The sequence below is a fragment of the Thalassospira sp. A40-3 genome, assembly GCF_015871485.1.
GTDB classification, from domain to species: domain Bacteria; phylum Pseudomonadota; class Alphaproteobacteria; order Rhodospirillales; family Thalassospiraceae; genus Thalassospira; species Thalassospira tepidiphila.
The window spans coordinates 1,537,565-1,557,500 of the sequence record NZ_CP065428.1; the positions used below are offsets into that span (position 1 = coordinate 1,537,565).

General features: G+C 53.7%; 12 protein-coding genes. 6 read left to right on the forward strand and 6 right to left on the reverse strand.

All coding sequences use genetic code 11. The annotated features are described in order from the left end of the window. Positions 1-31 precede the first annotated feature (31 nt). The 3 genes from IT893_RS06890 to IT893_RS06900 all read left to right on the forward strand — a co-directional run bounded on the left by IT893_RS06890 (position 32) and on the right by IT893_RS06900 (position 6,940). On the forward strand, positions 32-4,000 hold the full coding sequence (locus tag IT893_RS06890; protein WP_197147288.1) for a PAS domain-containing hybrid sensor histidine kinase/response regulator: 3,969 nt from the start codon (positions 32-34) through the stop codon (positions 3,998-4,000). A 101-nt stretch (positions 4,001-4,101) separates the two neighbouring features. Beyond that, positions 4,102-6,246: a DEAD/DEAH box helicase gene (locus IT893_RS06895; RefSeq protein WP_197147289.1), complete on the forward strand. Its 2,145-nt coding sequence runs from the start codon at positions 4,102-4,104 to the stop codon at positions 6,244-6,246. Then, on the forward strand, positions 6,239-6,940 hold the full coding sequence (locus tag IT893_RS06900) for a DUF2290 domain-containing protein (RefSeq protein WP_197147290.1): 702 nt from the start codon (positions 6,239-6,241) through the stop codon (positions 6,938-6,940). The genes IT893_RS06895 and IT893_RS06900 overlap by 8 nt, the downstream gene beginning before the upstream one ends. A gap of 358 nt (positions 6,941-7,298) precedes the next feature. Here the strand turns inward: IT893_RS06900 and IT893_RS06905 are convergent, their stop codons facing one another. The 4 genes from IT893_RS06905 to IT893_RS06920 form a co-directional block, all read right to left on the reverse strand. Continuing rightward, positions 7,299-7,913 carry a LysE family translocator gene (locus tag IT893_RS06905; protein ID WP_197147291.1) on the reverse strand — a complete coding sequence of 205 codons (615 nt, stop codon included), beginning with the start codon at positions 7,911-7,913 and terminating at the stop codon, positions 7,299-7,301. An 89-nt stretch (positions 7,914-8,002) separates the two neighbouring features. Beyond that, a complete protein-coding gene (locus IT893_RS06910; protein ID WP_197147292.1) occupies positions 8,003-8,842 on the reverse strand; it encodes an AraC family transcriptional regulator in 840 nt (279 codons plus the stop codon). Between the two features lie 65 nt (positions 8,843-8,907). Next, positions 8,908-10,149 (reverse strand): AI-2E family transporter, encoded by a 1,242-nt coding sequence (locus IT893_RS06915; protein ID WP_252724102.1) that lies wholly within the window; start codon positions 10,147-10,149, stop codon positions 8,908-8,910. 136 nt (positions 10,150-10,285) lie between these two features. Next, complete coding sequence (locus tag IT893_RS06920) at positions 10,286-10,957, reverse strand: response regulator transcription factor (protein WP_064782527.1); 672 nt, start codon at positions 10,955-10,957, stop codon at positions 10,286-10,288. A gap of 432 nt (positions 10,958-11,389) precedes the next feature. Between IT893_RS06920 and pepN the strand changes: the two genes are divergently transcribed. Continuing rightward, positions 11,390-14,029: an aminopeptidase N gene (gene pepN, locus IT893_RS06925; RefSeq protein ID WP_197147293.1), complete on the forward strand. Its 2,640-nt coding sequence runs from the start codon at positions 11,390-11,392 to the stop codon at positions 14,027-14,029. Between the two features lie 83 nt (positions 14,030-14,112). On the opposite strand, the gene IT893_RS06930 is transcribed toward pepN, so the two are convergent. After that, complete coding sequence (locus IT893_RS06930; protein WP_197147294.1) at positions 14,113-16,314, reverse strand: methyl-accepting chemotaxis protein; 2,202 nt, start codon at positions 16,312-16,314, stop codon at positions 14,113-14,115. A gap of 752 nt (positions 16,315-17,066) precedes the next feature. Here IT893_RS06930 and IT893_RS06935 point away from each other — a divergent pair. Both IT893_RS06935 and upp read left to right on the forward strand, forming a co-directional pair. After that, positions 17,067-18,119 (forward strand): SPOR domain-containing protein, encoded by a 1,053-nt coding sequence (locus IT893_RS06935; protein ID WP_197147295.1) that lies wholly within the window; start codon positions 17,067-17,069, stop codon positions 18,117-18,119. A gap of 278 nt (positions 18,120-18,397) precedes the next feature. Further along, positions 18,398-19,048, forward strand: coding sequence for a uracil phosphoribosyltransferase (gene upp, locus IT893_RS06940; protein WP_008892328.1), 651 nt, complete (start codon positions 18,398-18,400; stop codon positions 19,046-19,048). A 96-nt stretch (positions 19,049-19,144) separates the two neighbouring features. Here upp and IT893_RS06945 read toward each other — a convergent pair whose 3' ends face one another. Beyond that, positions 19,145-19,588, reverse strand: coding sequence for a hypothetical protein (locus IT893_RS06945; protein ID WP_231959834.1), 444 nt, complete (start codon positions 19,586-19,588; stop codon positions 19,145-19,147). Positions 19,589-19,936 lie beyond the last annotated feature (348 nt).

Below are 19,936 nucleotides of genomic sequence, written 5' to 3' on the forward strand. Positions count from 1 at the left end.
ATGGGCGGCGATAACAAGGGCGTTTGCGTCGATGCTTCAGGGCGGACTGATCTTTATTGTTGCCATGACCTATATCGGGTTGTTGTTTGCCATTGCCCATTATGGCGACAAATATGCCGACAAGTGGCGCGCATCCAGATTAAAGCCGACGATTTATGCCCTGTCGATGGCGGTCTATTGCACAAGCTGGACCTTCTTTGGCTCGGTGGGCTCGGCGGCCACCGGGGGATGGGCGTTCCTGCCGATCTATATCGGGCCGATTTTGGTGATGATTTTCGGTTTTGGCATCATGACCAAAATCGCCCGGGTCTGTCACAAGCAAAACATTACCTCGATTGCTGATTTCCTTGGCTCGCGCTATGGCAAAAGCCAAAGTCTGGCCGCCCTTGTTGCGCTGATCGCGGTGGTTGGCGTGCTGGCCTATATTTCGCTTCAGCTCAAAGCGGTGTCGATGTCGTTTGATGTGCTGATCGGCGATCTTGGGCAACAGGTTGTCCGCCATTCCGAAGGCCATTTTTCCAAGGATACGGCGTTTTACGTCACCATCCTGATGGCTGTGTTCGCGATCCTGTTTGGCGTGCGTTATATCCACGCATCCGAACATCATGACGGCCTGATTCTGGCGGTGGCGTTTGAAAGCCTGATCAAGCTTGCAGCCCTTTTGATGGTCGGCTTCTTTGTCGTTTACGGGATGTTTGACGGCTTTGTCGATATCAATCAACGCGCCCTGTCTGATCCCACCGTGCGGCAGATGTTTATTCCCGATACCTGGCTGACATCAAACTTCTTTATCGCCACCATGCTGGCGGGGTTTGCCATTTTCTGTCTGCCGCGCCAGTTCCATGTCACCTTTGTTGAAAACGATGACAGCCGCAACCTGACCAGCGCCCGCTGGCTGTTCCCGGCCTATCTGGTTGCGATCAATATCTTTGTCGTGCCGATTGCGATTGCCGGTCTGTTCATGTTTGGCCATAACCCGGCGGTCAATCCCGATACCTTTGTTTTGACCTTGCCCTTACTTGGCGGGCAGAACTGGCTGGCGGTATTTGCCTTTATCGGTGGGTTGTCGGCCAGTACCGGGATGGTAATTGTGTCCTGTGTTGCGGTTTCGACCATGGTCTGTAACGATCTGGTCATGCCGCTTTTGCTGCGTTCAGAACGCCTCCAGAAACGCATGTCTGGTGATGTCAGTCAGGTGTTATTGAAAATTCGCCGGGCCGCCATCATTGCCATCCTGTTTCTGGCTTATGGCTTCTATCGGTTTTTGGCGGAAAACTATGCGCTGGCGGATATCGGGATGCTGTCCTTTGCCGCCATGGCGCAGTTCGGCCCAGCTGTTCTCGCCGCGATCTATCTTAAAAACATCAACCGGACGGGTGTGCGGCTTGGCCTGACGTCGGGCTTTGTGCTTTGGGCCTATACGCTTTTGATGCCGGCCTTTGTACAGGGCGGGTTGTTGCCATCCTCGCTCCTGACCGACGGGCCGTTTGGCATTGGCATTCTGAACCCGCAGGCCCTTTTGGGTGTGGGGATTGAAGATCATCTGACCCACGGGGTTGTCTGGTCGCTTGGCGTGAATTTCGTTTTGATGTTTGTCGGCTCGGCCGTTGGGGTGCAGGGTGTCACCCAACGCCGTCAAGCGCAGGTCTTTGTCGATGTCTGGCGCAAGGATACCAAGGCGCGCAACGATACCTGGCCGGGCCGGGTGACGCTGGGCGATCTTGAAGATCTTGCGGCAAGGTTCCTTGGCAAGCATTGGGCGCAGCGCGCCTTTCGCAATTACCTGCAATCGCGCGATGGCGAAACCAAGCGATCCGATCTTGCCGATGTTGATGCCGCCAATTTTACCGAACATCTGCTGTCTGGTGCCGTCGGCGCCGCATCCTCGCGCGTTGTCATGGCTCTATTGCTGCCCGACAAGGCCGTATCACGCCGTGATGCGATGGAACTGCTGGATGAAGCGTCCGAGGCCATCAAGTTCAACCGCGACCTTTTGCTCAACACGCTTGAAAACATCTCGCAAGGGGTGGGGGTGTTTGACCAGAACTTGCGCCTCGCCACCTGGAACCACCGTTTCATTGATTTGCTTGGCATTTCAACAAGCGACATTCAGGTCACCCTGCCGCTGTCGGAGCTTGTCCATATCTGCCGCGATAACGGCAACCGGGCAGTCGATATTGATATTCTGCTGGGGCGTAATGCCGCACCCCAGATGCGCCGACTGCCCCACACCTATGAGCGCAAGCGTGCTGATGGCATGGTGCTCGAAGTTCGTACCAACCCGATGCCTGATGGCGGCTTTGTTGCCACCATTGCCGATATCACCGCGCGCGTGCGCACTGAAGAAGCCCTGCGCGATAGCGAACGTAACATCCGGATCTATACCGACAACATTCCGGTGATGATTGCGTACGCCGATAAAAATCAGCGCCTGCGCTTTACCAACCGCCCGTATGAGCGGATGTTTGGTCTGCGTCGGGTTGAGGCCCATGGCATGTCCGTCCGCGAAGCAGTGGGCGAGGAACGCTATGTCCATCTCGCCCCGATGATCGATCTTGTTTTGCAGGGCTACCGCCAGAGTTTCGAGATCGAATTCCCCGCCATCACGCGCAACCGCAATGACGAACGCGCCACCCTTGGCGTGCGCGAAGGCCGCTATGCCGAAGGCACCTATATCCCGCACTTTGACGAAACCGGCGAAGTGCTGGGCTATTTCTGCATCTATCACGACATCACCGAACGCAAGACCGCCGAACAGGCGCTGAAAGAAGCCAACGAAGGCCTCGAAGCCCGCGTGACCGAACGTACCCATGCGCTGGAAGTGCTGAACTCAGAGCTTTCGGATGCCAAGGAACAGGCCGAAACCGCGAATGATACCAAGACCCGCTTCTTTGCCGCCGCCAGCCACGACCTGCTGCAACCGCTTAATGCCGCGCGCCTGTTTACGGTCGCACTTGGTGGCAAGCAGGGGCTGGCGGATGACATACTTGATTTGGTCGGCAAGGTGGATCTGTCGCTCAAGGGTGTTGAGGAGTTGCTCAACGAACTTCTCGATATCTGCAAGCTGGACGCAGGTGCCATGCAACCGACCATTCGCGACTTTGCCATCAATGATGTGCTGGGCGCGCTTGAAACTGAATTCGGCCCGATTGCCGAAAATGCGGGGCTGAGCTTCAAGGTCCATAAGCGTGATCTGTGGGTGCGCAGTGACAGTCGCTTGCTTAGGCGTATTCTGCAAAACTTCATTTCCAACGCCATGCGCTATACCCGCACCGGCGGGGCGGTGGTCGGCTGCCGCGTGCGCGGTGACACGCTGAAACTCGAAGTCTGGGACAGCGGGCCTGGCATCCCCGAAGACAAACTGAAAATCATCTTCCGCGAATTCCATCGCCTGGAAGGCCCGGAAACCACCGATGTGAAGGGGCTTGGTCTTGGCCTTGCCATCGTGGATCGCCTTGGCAAATCGCTCGGCCATCCGGTTTCGGTGCGCTCACGCCCCGGTCGCGGCACCGTCTTCTCGGTCGAAGTACCACTGGGCGTTGCCGATACAGCCGCCACGCCCAAACCCAAACGCCGCATGGCGGGCGAGTTGGGCGGCCTTCGCGTGCTGTGCCTTGATAACGAACCGGCGATCCTGGATGGCATGCGGGCCATGCTCGAAAACTGGGATTGCGTCGTGGTGACAGCCCAATCCGGCACGGCTGCCGAAAACCTGCTGACCCAGGAAAATGACGGCAAAAAGCCGTTTTCCCCGGACATCATCCTTGCCGACTACCACCTTGATTCCGGCCAGACCGGCCTTGATGTCCTGATCCGGCTTCGTGATGTTCACGGCGTTAACGTGCCGGGCGTCATCATCACCGCCGACCGCGCGTCCGAGACCGCAGACCTGATCGCCGCCCAGGGCTACTCCCTGCTCAACAAACCGCTCCGCCCGGCCAAGCTGCGCGCGCTAATGACACGCGCGCTTAACCGATTGGGGAGTGATGCGGCGGAGTGAAAATAAATTTCAATTTTACATAGTTGATAGTCTCGAAATATAGTTGGGTGTAAAGTAGGAATTCTATTAAAAGTTTCATTTGGTGATTGGGAATATTCGACGTGTCTTTGCAGATTGTTGTTACTTCAAACCGATGGAAGAATGATCCGATAGCCAGAGAGGTTGTTGATTATCTGCAAGCAAATGATGCAGCATTGCATATCGACAATGCGATTATATATTACGATTTTCCGTCATACTCTGACTATGAGACATCAGTGTTTAGACCAGATTTGCTGCTGTTTTCTCCAGAGCACGGATTTGTTCCTCTTCGCTTTTGCGACAAGACCCTGTTTCAGAGGTCGCCTGACGAAGTAGATGAGTTAGCTGAGGACCTTGATGACTTCTCGGGTAACCTACATTCGAGGCTGGTACGAAGCCGTGTGCTTCGAAAATCGAGAACAAGTACGATTGTAGATATAAACCCAGTCATTCTATCTTTAGGTGTTGATGAGCCTAATGATGACGATGATATCGACTGTACTGTATGCAACAGTTTGGACAGTTTTGCGCAGTTCCTACGAGATATTCGTCATGAGCAACTAGCAGCAAATGTTGTCAGAGAAGTTCGGTCCATTGTTGAGGGTGCCAAGGCACTGGCAAGGACATCTAAGAGGCGTGTTGAAGATCGCGATCGTGATGTTTTGGCCGCAGCATTGTCCGATATTGAAGGGCAAATAGCTAATTTCGACGAAATTCAACGACATATTGCGTTAGTTGATGTTGGTGGACCAGCCCGTATTAGGGGACTTGCAGGTACTGGGAAAACAGTGATCTTAGCCATGAAGGCCGCTCATCTACATCTGAATGATCCAGAAGCAAAAATCCTATTTACATTTTATACAAAAAGCTTGCGAGCGACGATCAAAACCCTAATCACAAAATTTTTTCGTTTGTACTCCGACGAAGATCCAAACTGGAAAGTTGTTCATGTCAGACATGGGTGGGGTGGAAGTAGTTATCCGGGCGTTTACTCAGATGCCTGCCGGAGAGCAAATGTCATTCCAATGAGCTTTGGGGCAGCGCAAAGGGCTGTTGGCTTCGGGGAAACTCCTTTTGGCGCAATTTGTCGAAAGTTAATGGATAGTGAGGAAATAGATCAATTCTACGATCATGTTTTGATCGATGAAGGACAGGATTTCCCTGACAGTTTCTATCAATTAGCTTTCAAATTGACTAAAGGGGAGCGAGATAGAAAGAGCATCGTTTGGGCCTACGACGAACTTCAAGACATCATGAATATCCATTTGCGCCAGCCACGTGAGTTGTTTGGCGTTGATAGAGATGGGCAGCCTAATGTTGATCTAGATAGAACTCTCGGAAACGTTCCACCCGGGGCAACTAACGATGCAGTTTTAAAGCGAGCATACAGAAATCAGCTTGATGTTCTAGTCTCGGCACATGCTTTGGGATTTGGAATATATGGCGAGATTGTACAGATGGTTGAGAGTGCAGACCATTGGCAAGACTTAGGTTATCAGGTGAATACGGGTGAACTGGTTATTGGAGAGAATGTAGAGGTCACTCGACCGGCGGATAATAGTCCATTGAGTATTCCTCCCGTAGATGGGGTTGCTATAATTGATTACTTCGCCGGAGATAGCTTTGACGAAGAAGTCGGTTGGTTGGTTCATGAAGTAGAAAAATTCCTCGATGGTGGCTTAGAGGCAGAAGATATTGTCATCGTGACTCTAGATGATAGGCACGCAAAAAGTTACTTTAAAGCACTTTCGTTGGCTTTGGCTAAAAGAGACATTGCAACTAACAATCTTAGCGCTGACCCGTATAATGAACCACCATTTTCAATTGCCGGTAAAGTCACATTATCAACGGTTTACAGGGCGAAAGGCAACGAAGCCCCTGTAGTGCTGGCCATTGGTGTGGATGCTGTTGAGCTTAAGTCAAGAGACGGTAGAAACAAAATATTCACAGCATTCACTAGAACCAAGTGTTGGTTGCGAGTTAGTGGCGTGGGAGACAAAGCTAGGAAAGTTCTTGATGAGTTAGAGACAGCAGTCGAGCGCTCGCCCACTATGACGTTCGTTATGCCTGATCCGAAAAAAATTGACACTATTCAGCGTGGGTTTAGTCGTCGTCAACAGGCGATAATTCGTGCTCGAGAACAGTATATCGAAAGGCTCAAAGAAGCAGGCCTGAGTCCTGAAGAAATTGAGGAGGAATTGAGGGCTGGAGAAGGCGATGAATGAACGCGAATTGTCGAGGAGTATTTTGGCATTTTGGGATGCTGTAACTCGTGCGGGAATATCCCTAACAATATCAAATTCTAGTTCTTTGACCTGTTCAGAAGAGTTCATTGCAACAGCAATGTTAAAAGATGTCTCAATGGAAGAGTTATATTTATGCGGTTTACGGAACTCAGATTATAATGTGCTGCTCAAGGACCGTTCATTCTTTCAGTTTACTATTAAGAGACGCGGAGGTCTAAGGTATGCCTACTACCCAAATCCGTTTTTTGGTGCTGATGAGAAGCGTGTCTCTGAACTAGAAGGAATGGATGAATATGTTCAAGAAGGCCTGCTTACTCAGGAAGAATTCCTAGCTAAAATAGCGGAGTTACGGGCCAACATGTTGCCACCTGTTTTGCGCTTCGAGTATGATCCTCAAGATTATGTAGAGATGGTGCATCCATCCTCACACTTTCATTTAGGCTTCCATTCAGAAAACCGCTGGGCAGTCGAGAGAGTCCTGTCACCGCTGGCTTTTGGGCTGCACGTAACAAAAATGTATTATTCCGCTAAGTGGTCAGAAGCGGAAAATAAAAATGTTGGCGGTCAGGAAATCACAGTTGACGATGAGCTAATCAATGCGAAGGCAAGTTGTCCGGTAGTTCCAGAAGAGCTATTCTCACAAAGAGAGCGAGAACAGTTCTATTTTGCTTAGGATGATACATCCTTTTTTTGCCAAATTTTTCAGTTTTATTTAATCAGTTTCTGATCTCTAAATTTCACAGTTTTTTTCTCATTATGATTGGTGTTAGTCTTTTCGTTAGTGTCTCAAATAAAATATTAAAATTATTGTTATCGTATCTAGAAAATTTCTTTAACTCCAAAAATTACTGACTGACTCCGGTAGAAAACCAGTCTTAGGGTTCGGATATGGCAAATATCATTGTCAATGGATATCTGGCTTTTTTTGTTTACGTGCAGTGTCGTATTAAGTGTATTTGGACTAAGCGAATTGATGTCGAAAGGTGGGGAAGAAGTCTTTCGGTTCAAGAGTGATGCCAGAGGGGCCTATGCTAACGATCCGTTAGGGTCAGCTTGATGCCCATCAGCACGAAAGCCCCCGCAAAGCTTTTGTAGATCCAAGCCATGACCTTCGGGCGTTCGATGATGTGGCTGCGCAATGCGCCCGCAAAGCAGCCATAAATCACGAACACCGTAAACGTCATCGCCATGAAGATCAGGCCGAGCAGGGTCATCTCGAGCGTTGTATTGGGCGTGTTAGCGCTAACAAATTGCGGCAGGAAGGCGAGGAAGAAGACTGATAGTTTGGGGTTCAGCAGGTTGAGCAATATGCCGTCGCGGATGATTTTAAGAATGCCCGTCGTGCTTTCATTGGCGGTGACTTTCATCGCACCGGTCCCGTGCCACATGCCCCATGCCATATACAGCAACCACGCGACACCGAGATACCGCACGATTTCAAAAGCAACTGCGCTGGCATGGAGCAGGGCTGCGAGGCCAAGGATGCTGGCGGTCATATGCGGGACAATGCCAAGCGTGCAGCCAAAGGCCGCCCAGATGCTGGCCTTCATGCCGCGTCCCAGTCCAAGTGCCAGGGTATAGATCACACCCGTGCCGGGCAGGACAACGATGATAAGCGAGGTTATCAGGAAATCGAGGCTGATCATTTTGTATCCGTTCGTTGAATGTTGTTGCCCTCAATCTACGGATGGCGAGCCAAGCATTCTTGAACGGAATTGCAGGATATGAGGATTGCTCAGTTTCCGCGAACGGCGCGGGCATAGCGGCCCGGTGTCAGGCCAAAGGCGCGGACAAAGTGGCGGTTCAGATGGCTTTGATCGGCAAAGCCCGCGGCACTTGCGATATCAGCAAGGGTTTCGCCGGATTTGATCCCAGTTCTAATCAAAGTGCGTGCAAGATCAATGCGCCGCTGGATCAGATAGGCGTGCGGGGTGAGGCCCGTCGCACGGGTAAAGTCCCGCAGCGTCTGAAATTTGCTTAAGCCCGTTGCGTTGGCGAGGTCATCAAGGCTGTGGCTGTGTGTCGGGCAGTCATCGAGCAACGCCTTGGCGCGCTTGATCCGGGCATTGGCAACAGCCGTTCGGGCGTTTGAGTGCGGGGTGGGTTCACCGGGGCCGATCATGGCGTGATGGAGCATCATCAGCAGCATTTCTTCACGCCGGAGCCGTGCGCTTTCTTCCGATCCGTTGGTGATGGCATCAAATAATGCGCCAAAGCAGTGCCGGACAGTCGGGCTATCCATTACGGGGCGGGTGAATTCATACTGATCGGTGGCGGTTTCAGAAAGGTCACTTGCCGCATGTGCAATCAGATCCGGGTCGAAATACAGCATGTTCCAGCCGCGCGGAGCATTGCCAATCGGATGGCCATCATGCACTTCGCGTGGATTGACCGTGATGATGTTGCCAGCCCCGGCCTCGACCATGCCGCGCCCGGAGGCGGATTTTTGCGCGCCGGAATACATGAAGCCGATGCCAAATGCCTCATGCGTGTGTTTGGCAAAGGAACGGCGTGTTTCGGCCATGACGGCTTCCACACCCAGACAATCATGGGCAATGATTTCGACCTTGTTCATCGCACAAAACTGGCAGTGTTTGCAGATTTTGGCAATGGCGTAGGGTGTGGTGCTGGCTGATAACGCTACTTGCTGTTTGCCGGAATCGAGCGGTCGGGATTGTTACTGGCTGCATGCGGGCCAAGAAGTTCACGAAGCCCGCCCAGGCCTTCGACGTGATTGGAAATAACGCTGGCAACGATCAGAAGCGGGACGGCAACCAGAATGCCGACAAAGCCCCAAAGCCAGCCCCACAGTGCAATGGCAAGCACAATTGCGACCGAGTTGATTTTAAGCCGGTTACCAATAAGCATCGGCGTGATCAATTGGCCTTCAAACACCGTGCAGGCCAGGTAAAGTGCCGGCGCAATCAGGGCCTGTCCGGTGGTTTGCATCGACACAAGCGACACCACGCCAACAATCACCACACCGGTCATCGCCCCAAGGATCGGCACATAGTTCAGCACCGCCGCCGCGATCCCCCAAAGAACAGGGTTGGGCAGGCCGATAATCGCCATCAGCGTGCCGATCACAATGCCAAGCAAGATGTTGATTGCGGTAATGGTTGCGAGATAGCGCGAAACTTCGCGTTCCACGTCATGGGCGATGCGCAATCCCTTGCGCCGGTCGCCAAAGGTCGGAAGCGAGCGGATCAGTTTCTGATAAATCCGATCACCCCCCGACAGGATAAACAGCAACAAAACAAGCATCAGTGCAATGCCCGCCAGAATATCAGGCGCGCCTTGGGCGGCCTGGCTGATCAGGTTGGGTTCGGCAACCACGACCCTTTGGACGTCTTCATCGCCATTATTCTGATCGGTGGCCTCGGAGACCTGCTTTTGGGCTTCGCGGAGTTTATCAAGCGGTTCGCTGAGATCGGCAAGGCGCAGACGCAATTGGCGTTCGATATTTGGCGCTTCATCGATCCAGCCCGATACCGGGCCACTCAGACCATAAATTCCGGCAATCACAGTCGCGCTGAGTGTCAGAACAATGGCAAAGGCCGTAACGGCATTGGGGATGTAAAATTTCGCAAAGGTGCGGACAACCGGCGAAAACACAAGCGACAGCAAAAACGCCAGAACAACCGGCAGCAAAAGACTTTGCGCGACGTAAAGACAACCCAATGCCAAAACCACAAATGTGCCGATCACCGAAATCGTCCGCGCCCGGCGGTACACCCGCGCACGCGCATTGGTGCGGCGTTCCGCATCACTGGGAACAGTCGCATCCGTTTCTGCCGCCGTGCCATTGGCGGGCGGATTGGCGTCCGATGTTTCGGACGCATCAGGTGTTTCTGGCGAATGCGCGCCGCATCTGGTCGACATACAAAGGACTCCCGACAGGAGGGCAGGGCAACCGCCTGCAAACGTGTTTTTATCTGGATGTATGGATTAAACGGCTGAGCGGCGGGGAAGTTCCGCGGGCTGAAACCCCAAGGTGGATTTAGCCAAATTCGACCAATCAGGCCTCGATCGCCGGTTCCTGCAACTGCAATTCGCGCGCGATGATCACGGCCTGTGTCCGGCTATGGACCGAAAGCTTGCGCAGGATGGCCGATACATGGGCCTTGACGGTCGCCTCGGTGACATCAAGCTCATAGGCGATCTGCTTATTGAGCTTGCCTTCGGTCAGCATGTTCAAAACACGCAATTGCTGCGGAGTAAGCTGGCCGATCTTTTCGGCCAAACCGGTGGCTTCGTCATCGGCCGGGCCGTTTTCCATGGCCTCGCGCGCCCAGTCGGGCATCCACATGCCACCATCGAGCACGGTCTTGACCGCAAGCCCGATCTGATCGACCGGGGCTGATTTCGGGACAAAGGCCGAGGCGCCATATTCAATGGAACGGCGCACGACAGGCAGTTCCTGACTGGCGGAAACGATGGAAACCGGAATGTCGGGATAGGATGCACGCAGGGTAAACAGGCCGGTAAAGCCGTTCATGCCGGGCATATGAAGATCAAGCAGGACAAGATCGATATCACCCTTGTGGGCTTCGATCTGATCAATGGCTTCATACAGGCTGCCGGCTTCAAGGACCGATACGTTTTCCAGTTCCGAGCTTAACGCCTGTTTGAGGGCTCCGCGCACTAGCGGATGGTCATCGGCGATCAGAACCTGGAACGTTTCGGACATTGGCGATTTTTCCCCTGAAAGTTATCATTCCCCGACAGGTCGCAATTATTCTATCCCGTTCAAGCGGAACTCACAAATTATTAGGTGAGAAAAGGATGGGATATTTTTGATTTTGGTAGGGTGCGACCCGGTGGACGCCGATCTGCATGAGAAGGTGTTTTGTCTGGAAAACCGGCAGAAAGGTTGAGGGAAACCAAAGATCACTCTCGCCCCACGAAATGTGAAACTTTGGCCCCCCTCGCGCCACCGTTTGAGAGTATGCCCATTAAAATCGGCGCCGTAAACTCCGCATTTGAGGAAAAATGAAATTTATCCTATCAGTGTTATCGCTGACCGAAATTCAGTTCTGAAACACCACACTGCATTGCGAAATTGGCGATTTTATACAATCCGTTCCAAAACCGCGCAGCCCAAGGAAAAAAGGACCCTTAAATGTCTGAACAGCCGCAAGAGATTCGTCGCGAAGACTATAAGGAACCTGACTTTATTGTCGAAAAGGTCGAACTGGTTTTTGACCTTGATCGTGACGTGACAAATGTCAAATCGCGCCTGTTTATGGCTGCGAATCCTGTGCGCGGTACCGGAAAGGGGGACGAAGTTTTCCTCCATGGTGAGGATATGAAGCTTCTTTCCGTCACCCTTAATGAAACCCGCCTGGCGTCCAGCGATTTCACGGTTGATCAGGAAGGCCTGCGCTTTAAGGCACCGGGGCAAAACTTCATTGCCGAACTTGAAACCCAGATTTCGCCGGCCAACAACACCCGGCTTGAAGGCCTTTATGTTTCGCAAAGTGCCTTTTGCACCCAGTGCGAGGCCGAAGGGTTCCGACGTATTACCTATTTCCCTGATCGCCCGGACGTCATGGCGACCTATAAGGTCACGATCAATGCGAACAAGGAAAGCTGCCCGGTTTTGCTTTCGAACGGCAACCTGATCGACAGTGGCGATCTTGACGGCGGCCGTCATTTTGCCGTGTGGGAAGATCCGTTCCCGAAGCCATCCTATCTGTTTGCGCTGGTCGCCGGTGATCTGGCTTGTGTTGAAGACAGTTTCAAAACCATGTCGGGCCGTGATGTGGCGCTGCGCATCTTTGTCGAACATGGCAATGAAGATCGCTGCGATTATGCGATGGACAGCCTGAAACGGTCGATGAAGTGGGACGAGGAGGTCTATGGCCTCGAATACGATCTGGACCTGTTTAACATCGTTGCCGTTTCCGACTTCAATATGGGTGCGATGGAAAACAAAAGCCTCAATGTGTTCAACGCCAAATTCGTTCTGGCCCGCCCGGATACCGCGACCGATGGCGATTATGAACGCATCGAATCCATCGTTGCACACGAATACTTCCATAACTGGTCGGGCAACCGTGTCACCTGTCGCGACTGGTTCCAGCTGTCGCTCAAGGAAGGTCTGACCGTATTCCGTGATCAGGAATTCTCGGCCGATCAGCGTTCCCGCCCGGTACAGCGGATCAAGGATGTCAATGCGCTCCGCGCCGCCCAGTTCCCCGAGGACGCAGGTCCGCTGGCCCATCCGGTACGCCCGGACAGTTATATGGAAATCAACAATTTCTATACCGCGACGGTCTATGAAAAGGGTGCTGAACTGATCCGCATGATGCATACGTTGCTGGGCCCGGATGGCTATCGCAAGGGCATCGACCTTTACTTTGATCGCCATGACGGGCAGGCGGTGACCTGTGATGACTTCGCCAAGGCGATGGAAGACGCCAACGGTATCGATTTCAGCCAGCTCAAACTCTGGTATTCGCAGGCTGGCACCCCGAAGCTCAGCTGGCAGGGCGACTATGACGCGGATGCCAAGAAGTACCGTCTGACCATTTCGCAGAAAACCGACCCGACCCCGGGGCAGCCGGACAAGAAACCGTTGCACATGCCGATTTCAATCGGGCTTCTGGGCGCGGATGGTTCAGACCTCGTCGCCAAAACGGTTGAACTGACGGAAGCCAGCCAGGAATTCATCTTTGATGGTGTGACTGACGCGCCGGTGTTGTCCTTTAACCGGGGATTCTCCGCACCGGTCAACATCACCACCGATCAGCCGGATCACGAACTTGTCTTCCTGATGGGCAATGACAGCGATGCGTTCAATCGCTGGGAAGCCGGGCAGAAATACGCAACCCGTTTGATGTTGTCTGCGATTGCCGCTTATGAGGCGAATGGTGGCGATGTCGATGCCGCCTTTGCCGATGAACAGGCCCGCGTTGATGCCTTTATCGCGGCAATGCGCGCGACACTTACCAATGATGATCTTGATAAGGCGTTCCGTGCCGATGCGCTTGTCCTGCCGGGTGAGGCGTTCCTGTCTGAACAGCGCAAGCCCGCCAATCCCGAGGCGATCTATCAGGTGCGCACGGCCTTGCGCAAACGCATTGGCCAGGCACTTTCGGATGATTTCGCCAACACCTATCACCAGAATGCCTCAAACGCGGCCTTTACGCCTGATGCGACGTCGGCGGGGCAGCGTGCCTTGCGGGCAACGGCCCTTGCCTATCTGGTGGCAAGCGGGACGGATGAATTTGCCGACGTGGCAGTCGCGCAGTATGGCACGGCTGATAACATGACCGATCAGATGGCCGCCCTTTCGGTGCTGAATAACCTTGATCATCCGGGCCGTGAAACTGCATTGGCCGATTTCGAGGAACGCTTTGCCAATGATGCTGTTGTTCTCGATAAATGGTTCTCCTTGCAGGCGATGTCATCGCGTGAGGATACCCTGGCGCGGGTCAAGGATCTGATGAGCCATCCGGCCTTTACCATGCGCAATCCCAACAAGGTGCGTGCGCTGATCGGGGCGTTCGCCATGGGCAATCCGCGTCATTTCCATGCCAAGGATGGTTCGGGTTATGCGTTTTATGCCGATCGCTTGATAGAGCTTGATGACATCAACCCGCAGGTTGCCGCACGCCTCTGCGCCCCGCTTGGCAAATGGGCAAAATACGATGCGGATCGTGCGGACAAGATGAAGGCCGAACTCAACCGTATCCTCGCCAAGCCGGAAATCTCGCGCGATTTGTATGAGATTGCGTCGAAATCCGCAGCAAGCTGATCACGCGACCATATCTGTTGAAATGACGAAGGGCGGCACCTTGCGGGTGCCGCCCTTTGCGTTGGAAAATGTCACAAAGCCGATCAGGTCAGCTTCATCCGCTCGCTGAACTCACGCATTTTCTCTGACAGGTTGCGCGCCACTTCCGAAAGGTTATGGCTGGCGGTGTTCAGATCATGTGCGCTGCGACCGGTACTTTGTGCGCCGTCATTCACAAAGGTGATCATTTCGTCCATCGATCCCGCACCAGCCGCGATGCGTTGAACGTTTTCGGAAATCTCACCGGTGGCACGGCGTTGCTCATCAACCGATTGGGTGATGGTCGACTGGATGTCGTTGACCTGATGAATAACTTCGCCAACCGTGCTGATCGAATGGGCCGCCTTTTGCACTTCTTCCTGAATGGCGGCCGTCAGGTCACCAATCTGGCCGGTTGCACTTGCGGTCTGATCGGCAAGCGATTTGACCTCGTTGGCAACCACGCCAAAGCCCTTGCCGAGTTCACCGGCACGTTCGGCTTCAATCGTCGCATTAAGCGACAAAAGCTTGGTGCGATGGGCAATGTCGTTGATCAGATCAATGATCGATCCGATCTCGGAGCTGGCCTTTTCAAGCGATCCGATATTGCGCTGGCTTTCTTCGGCTTCTTCACGTGCCCGTCCGGTCACGGTGGAAGCCTCGGTTGCCTGGCGGTTGATCTCGGCGATGGAGGATGAAAGTTCCTCAACCGCGGTGGCGACATTGCGGGTATTTGATGCCGCCTCGCGCGAGACATCCAGTGCACCACCCGATTGCTGCACCGTGTTTTCCGACTGGTTTGTCAGTTCACTGGCAAGGCTCAGCAACCCTTCGGATTGCTCGGTCACGGATTGGGCCACACGGGCAACCTCGGCCATCAGTTCGGTGACGGCGATCTTGCTTTCCTCACGCTCTGACACGTCGTTCCAGGCTAGCATGGTGCCCAAAAGGACATTGTCCTTGTCGCGCACCGGAGCAGCAAGGATATCAAGATAGCCACGGTCGGTCTGGATGATCTCGGTAAAGGGCAGGTTGTTCGGATTGGCAAGCTTGGCCTGGAAGTCCGATCCGAGGTTAAGGAAATCACCCGAAATCGTTGCCGTAGTGCCGCCAAGATAGTCTTGCGCACTGGCGTTAAGGTAGCGGAGCTTACCATCAGGCAGGATCATCGCCGTCATGGTCGGGGTATTCTCGACCATGTTTTGCAAGATCAAGGCCTGACGCACCGACTCACGCAAGGCAATCAATGCCTTTTTCATCTCGCCGATTTCGTCATTGCCAACATTGGGCAGATTGACGTTGGTGTCCCCGTTCGAGATTGACGTCATCGCACCGGCAAAGGCGCGCAGATTGCGCAGAACCGTGGTGCGCAACAGGATCCAGCCAACAATCCAGGCCGCCAGAAGCACGCCAACGAGGATTTCAATCGACAGCAGGCGCAGGCTATCGGTCTGGGCATAGAAATCAGACACGTCGCGGTCAAACCGGGCCTCGGCCCAGACGCCGCCACGGCCATCACTGATCATAACCTCGACTGCCGCGCGGTGCGTATCACCTGCCTTGGCGGTTTCGGGCGCTGGCACTTCACTGCTGGGTTGCGGTGTTGCATCCCCGGCATTTTCGGTGGCGGCATCGCCCTCTGCTGCCGGGGCAGCGTCAGCTTCTGCCTCAGCCGGGGCCTCAAGGCTTTCAAACAACACGTTGCCGGAATTATCAAGAATCTGGAAGTTGCCGCCCAAAACCTTGCCAATGCCCGCAAGCTGGGGCAGGGGATCGGTGATGACTTCAAGGAAGCCAACAGCACGGAACCCGCCAACCGGCAGGATCAGGCTAAAGACCGGACGTCCATCCGGGGTTGCCCACATAAAGCTTGCCGGTTTACGGGCTTCGGCCTTGTCGCGACCGATCAAATAGGCTTTGACGTCCGGATCATCAGTGACGCTGGCGCCAAGATTGGCTTCGGACGTCGCCAGTTGATTGAATTCCTGATCATAGGAAATTGCCGCAATCAGGTTTACATCGCCCTGAACCACTTCGCGTGCGTTCGACAGGATGTTGAGTTCGGCTTGCATGCGCGTCTGGTCATTTTCCTGATAACTTTTGACCAGGCTGCCAAGCCGCGACCATTCATTGGCAATGGGGGTAATTTTGTCGGCATAGTCGGTGGCAATACGCGACCCGACAAAGAAATTGACTGTACCACTGACCGAATTGTTCAGTGTTTCAATCGCAAAGTTGCGATAGGTATCACCGGTCCAAAGAAGCATCCATGTCACTGCACCTGAAACCAGTAATCCTGTTACGAGCAAAATCCGTCGTAACGTCAGAAGGCTGGTAGCGCCTCCTGCAATAGCCGTCTTCGCGGCCTTGTCTCCCGTCATTTTTGTCACTCCAGAGCAAACCAAGTTTATTTTTTGTCTTTGGTCATATTGGCTCGCGTCTCTCCCGCTCACACCTCTACTTCTCAAGAGTAGTTGTTCTGATCCAAGCAGAGCTTGGTTTGGAACACAATCCCTTATTTCTCGATTTCCATAGGATTGCTGCGGCACACAGCCAGGTTGAAGTGGTCCGAAATCTGGAATTTCTCGTTTTGGTTGGGGGGCTTAGCCCCGATTTACGCGCGCGATTTCGACGCATTGAAATTTTTTCTGCGAATGTGTGTGATAATCGTTTGCAATTGCAAAAACGATGCTCTATGACTGTGTTTGTCAAATGCAGACGACAACGTCGTTTGTGACCGGCCATCGGGCCTACATGGCGTGCCTGATGGCTTCTATCTTCGGGACTCTCTCTCCCCGAAGGTCGATCTCTCTCACTCGAGGGGGCTGGTATCCGGATCATTGTGCGGGACAATGCCGGAATTCATACCAGTCCCCCTTTTTTTATCCAAAACACATTGACCCATATCGATCTTTGGCACGCTGCCTGGTTGTATGTGCGCACGGCTTTAGCGTTTTATAAAGGTGCTGTTGGTTACAAAAGCAGGGTAACTTTGATGTCGTGAAGGATGGCCAAGTCCATGGCTGGCGAAGACAACACCAACAAACCCGATTTGCGCGCAACCCCGGAACCGCAGACTGATCCGGATGCCGGGCAAAAGGATGCACCGCTTCCGGCCTTTATATATGGCCGGGACGGGCATGGTGATGGCAGCGCACGTGGGGCAGAACGCTCCGGTGATCGGCAAAACCTTAATGCACGGATAGCGGATATGGATCGCAAAACCCTTCTTGGCCTGGTCACAGGCGCAGGCATGCTCGGCCTTGTCTTGTTCTTTGCCGGAATGCTGGTCGGCGCAGGCTTGTTCATGGATTCTGAAGACGGTGCGCGCACTACCCAGACAGAGCAGCCGCAGGTCGAAATGCTGGCCTCCACCCCGGAAGAACCAACTGAAATTCCCGATGCCACGCCTGAGGCAACCGAGCCGGCAGCAACAACACCAGCACCGGAAATCAGCGCCGATAGCGAAGACCCGGTCGGCGATCTGATCGCGCAGCGTACAGAGGCACTTTCGGATGATGCCACGGCTGGCAGCGAAGCCGCATCGGAAGCAACTGAAACCGAAGAAGCCGCAGAAGCCTCAGGTTCGGAAGAACAGGCGATTGCGGCGCCGGAAATTCGCGACGTAACCGGCGATACCGATGCGCCAGCTGCACCAGAAGCCCCGGCAGTTGAAGAGGCACAAGACAGTGCTGCGACCGCGGCTGCGCCAACCACTGAACAGGCAACTGCGCCAGAGGCATCCGAACCAGCGGCTGAAACCGCCGAAACTACGCCGGAACCAGCACCAGCAGCCCCGGCATCAGATGCCAGCAAGCCTTTCTCGGTTCAGGTCGGTGCCTTCAAGGTGCATGAAAATGCAAGCCAGCGTGCTGAGGAACTGCGCAGCAAGGGACTTGAAGTCGCGGTTGTCGTGCGCGGGCCAGAGGACGAAGGGGCTTGGTACTATGTCCGGATCGGGTCCTATGCCAATCTTGCAGCGGCACGCGATGATGCCGCCAAAATCAAGGCGGATCATTCGATTGACGGTTTCCCGGTTCGTGCAGAGCCCAATGACCGCGTCGTAGACTGATCTGATCGGGGGCGCATCCCGGGTACGGTGAAGGCGCACACTATATATATAGATGTAACACTGCAGAGCGGGGTGGTCTTATGAACCACCCCGCTTTTCTATTGGGCTTGGCGCATTCAATTGCCAAATTCATGTCATCGGGTTTGTTTTTGTCCTCTGATTGGGGCATTCTGCTTGCCATCTTTGGGTAAAGGCGCTACGCGCTAGGTTCTCAAACACCAGACCGGCAGCCGCTTGATTGGAACGGCTGCAAAGCAAGACAGGATGGCCGATAGCACATGAGCACGCACAAGGATTTCCCGAACCTTCATATTCTTGATCATCCGCTGATCCAGCATAAGCTGAGCCACATGCGCAAGGTCAGCACTTCGACCAAGACCTTCCGTCAGTTGCTCAAGGAAATCGCCCTTCTCATGGGCTATGAAATCACCCGCGAGCTTCCTGTCAGCTATGAAGACATCGAAACGCCGATCTGCGCGATGAAGGCACCGGTCATTCAGGGCCGTAAACTGGCGGTGGTTCCGATCCTGCGTGCCGGTTCGGGCATGGCCGATGGCCTGATCGAATTGATGCCGTCCGCGCGCATTGGTCATATCGGCCTCTATCGCGATCCGGAAACCCACATGCCGGTCGAATACCTGGTCAAACTGCCCGAAGTCGAAGGCCGTACCTTTATTCTGGTCGATCCGATGCTGGCCACCGGGAACTCGGCAGTGGCGGCGATCGATACGCTCAATAAATACGGTGTTGCCGACAAGGACATCCGCTTCATGGCGCTGGTTGCCGCCCCCGAAGGGGTCAAAGTCTTCCAGGATGCCCATCCGGATGTGCCGATCTATACCGCCGGCCTTGATGAGAAGCTCAATGAAAAGGCCTATATCGTTCCGGGCCTTGGCGATGCCGGCGACCGACTGTTCGGTACGCGCTAGGTCGATCTACCAGCCATTGCGTTTCGCATTAAAAAAGGGTGCCGTTTGGCACCCTTTTTGTTTTCGAAGTTTTCGTCTGCTTGGTTGGGCAGGCAATCAGCCCTTTGGCGATACCGTGATATCGACCACCGACCCGCTAAAGGAGCCACCGGTCAACTTGATGGTCGCAACCCGGTTTTCACGGTCATAGACCAGAACCGAAATATCAGCGCGGACCACCGTCACCTTGCTCCAGCCGAAGTTTGGCATTTCACGTTCATAGAAATCATACATCTGTGCTTGCGATCCGCCAGCATTCAGGACAAGCCTTCCGTGCCAGGCATCGGATGCGCCAAAGATGATGCTTCTGTCCATATCGAGTGACGAATTGGACGGCATCGGAATATCTGTGAACTGGGTGAAAGACGGACCTGGTTGGCCACCTTTGCCTTCACTGCTGCCCGGGCCCGTATTGGGCACAAGATTGGTGCCAGAGCACCCGGCAAGAGAGAGCCCCGCAAAGGCGGCGGCACATATAAGATATTGTCGCAGTCTCATCATCTTCCTTCGGTCCCCTGATGCCCGTCTTATAACGAGGGGTATGGATATCTCACCCTATCATCGGGTCATAATGTAAAGGAAAGGTTCACATATTTGCTTTTGCGCCATTTTGCGGCCTTGCCCGGATGATATGTCCTTTTGGAGCAAATTGGCGGAACTATCACGATTAATATGACCGTGCGCATTGCATCACATCAAACGGGTTGAACCGGACTTTGGGCCTATAGGGCGAATCAACGGCCAGTAATCTTGGTTTTTTCGAATCATTTTGATCCGGCGCAATGTTTTTTGCCCGGCAAAAGCCCAGTCTTTGCGGGTCTTTTTCAGGACCTTTGCGGGATTTTTCAA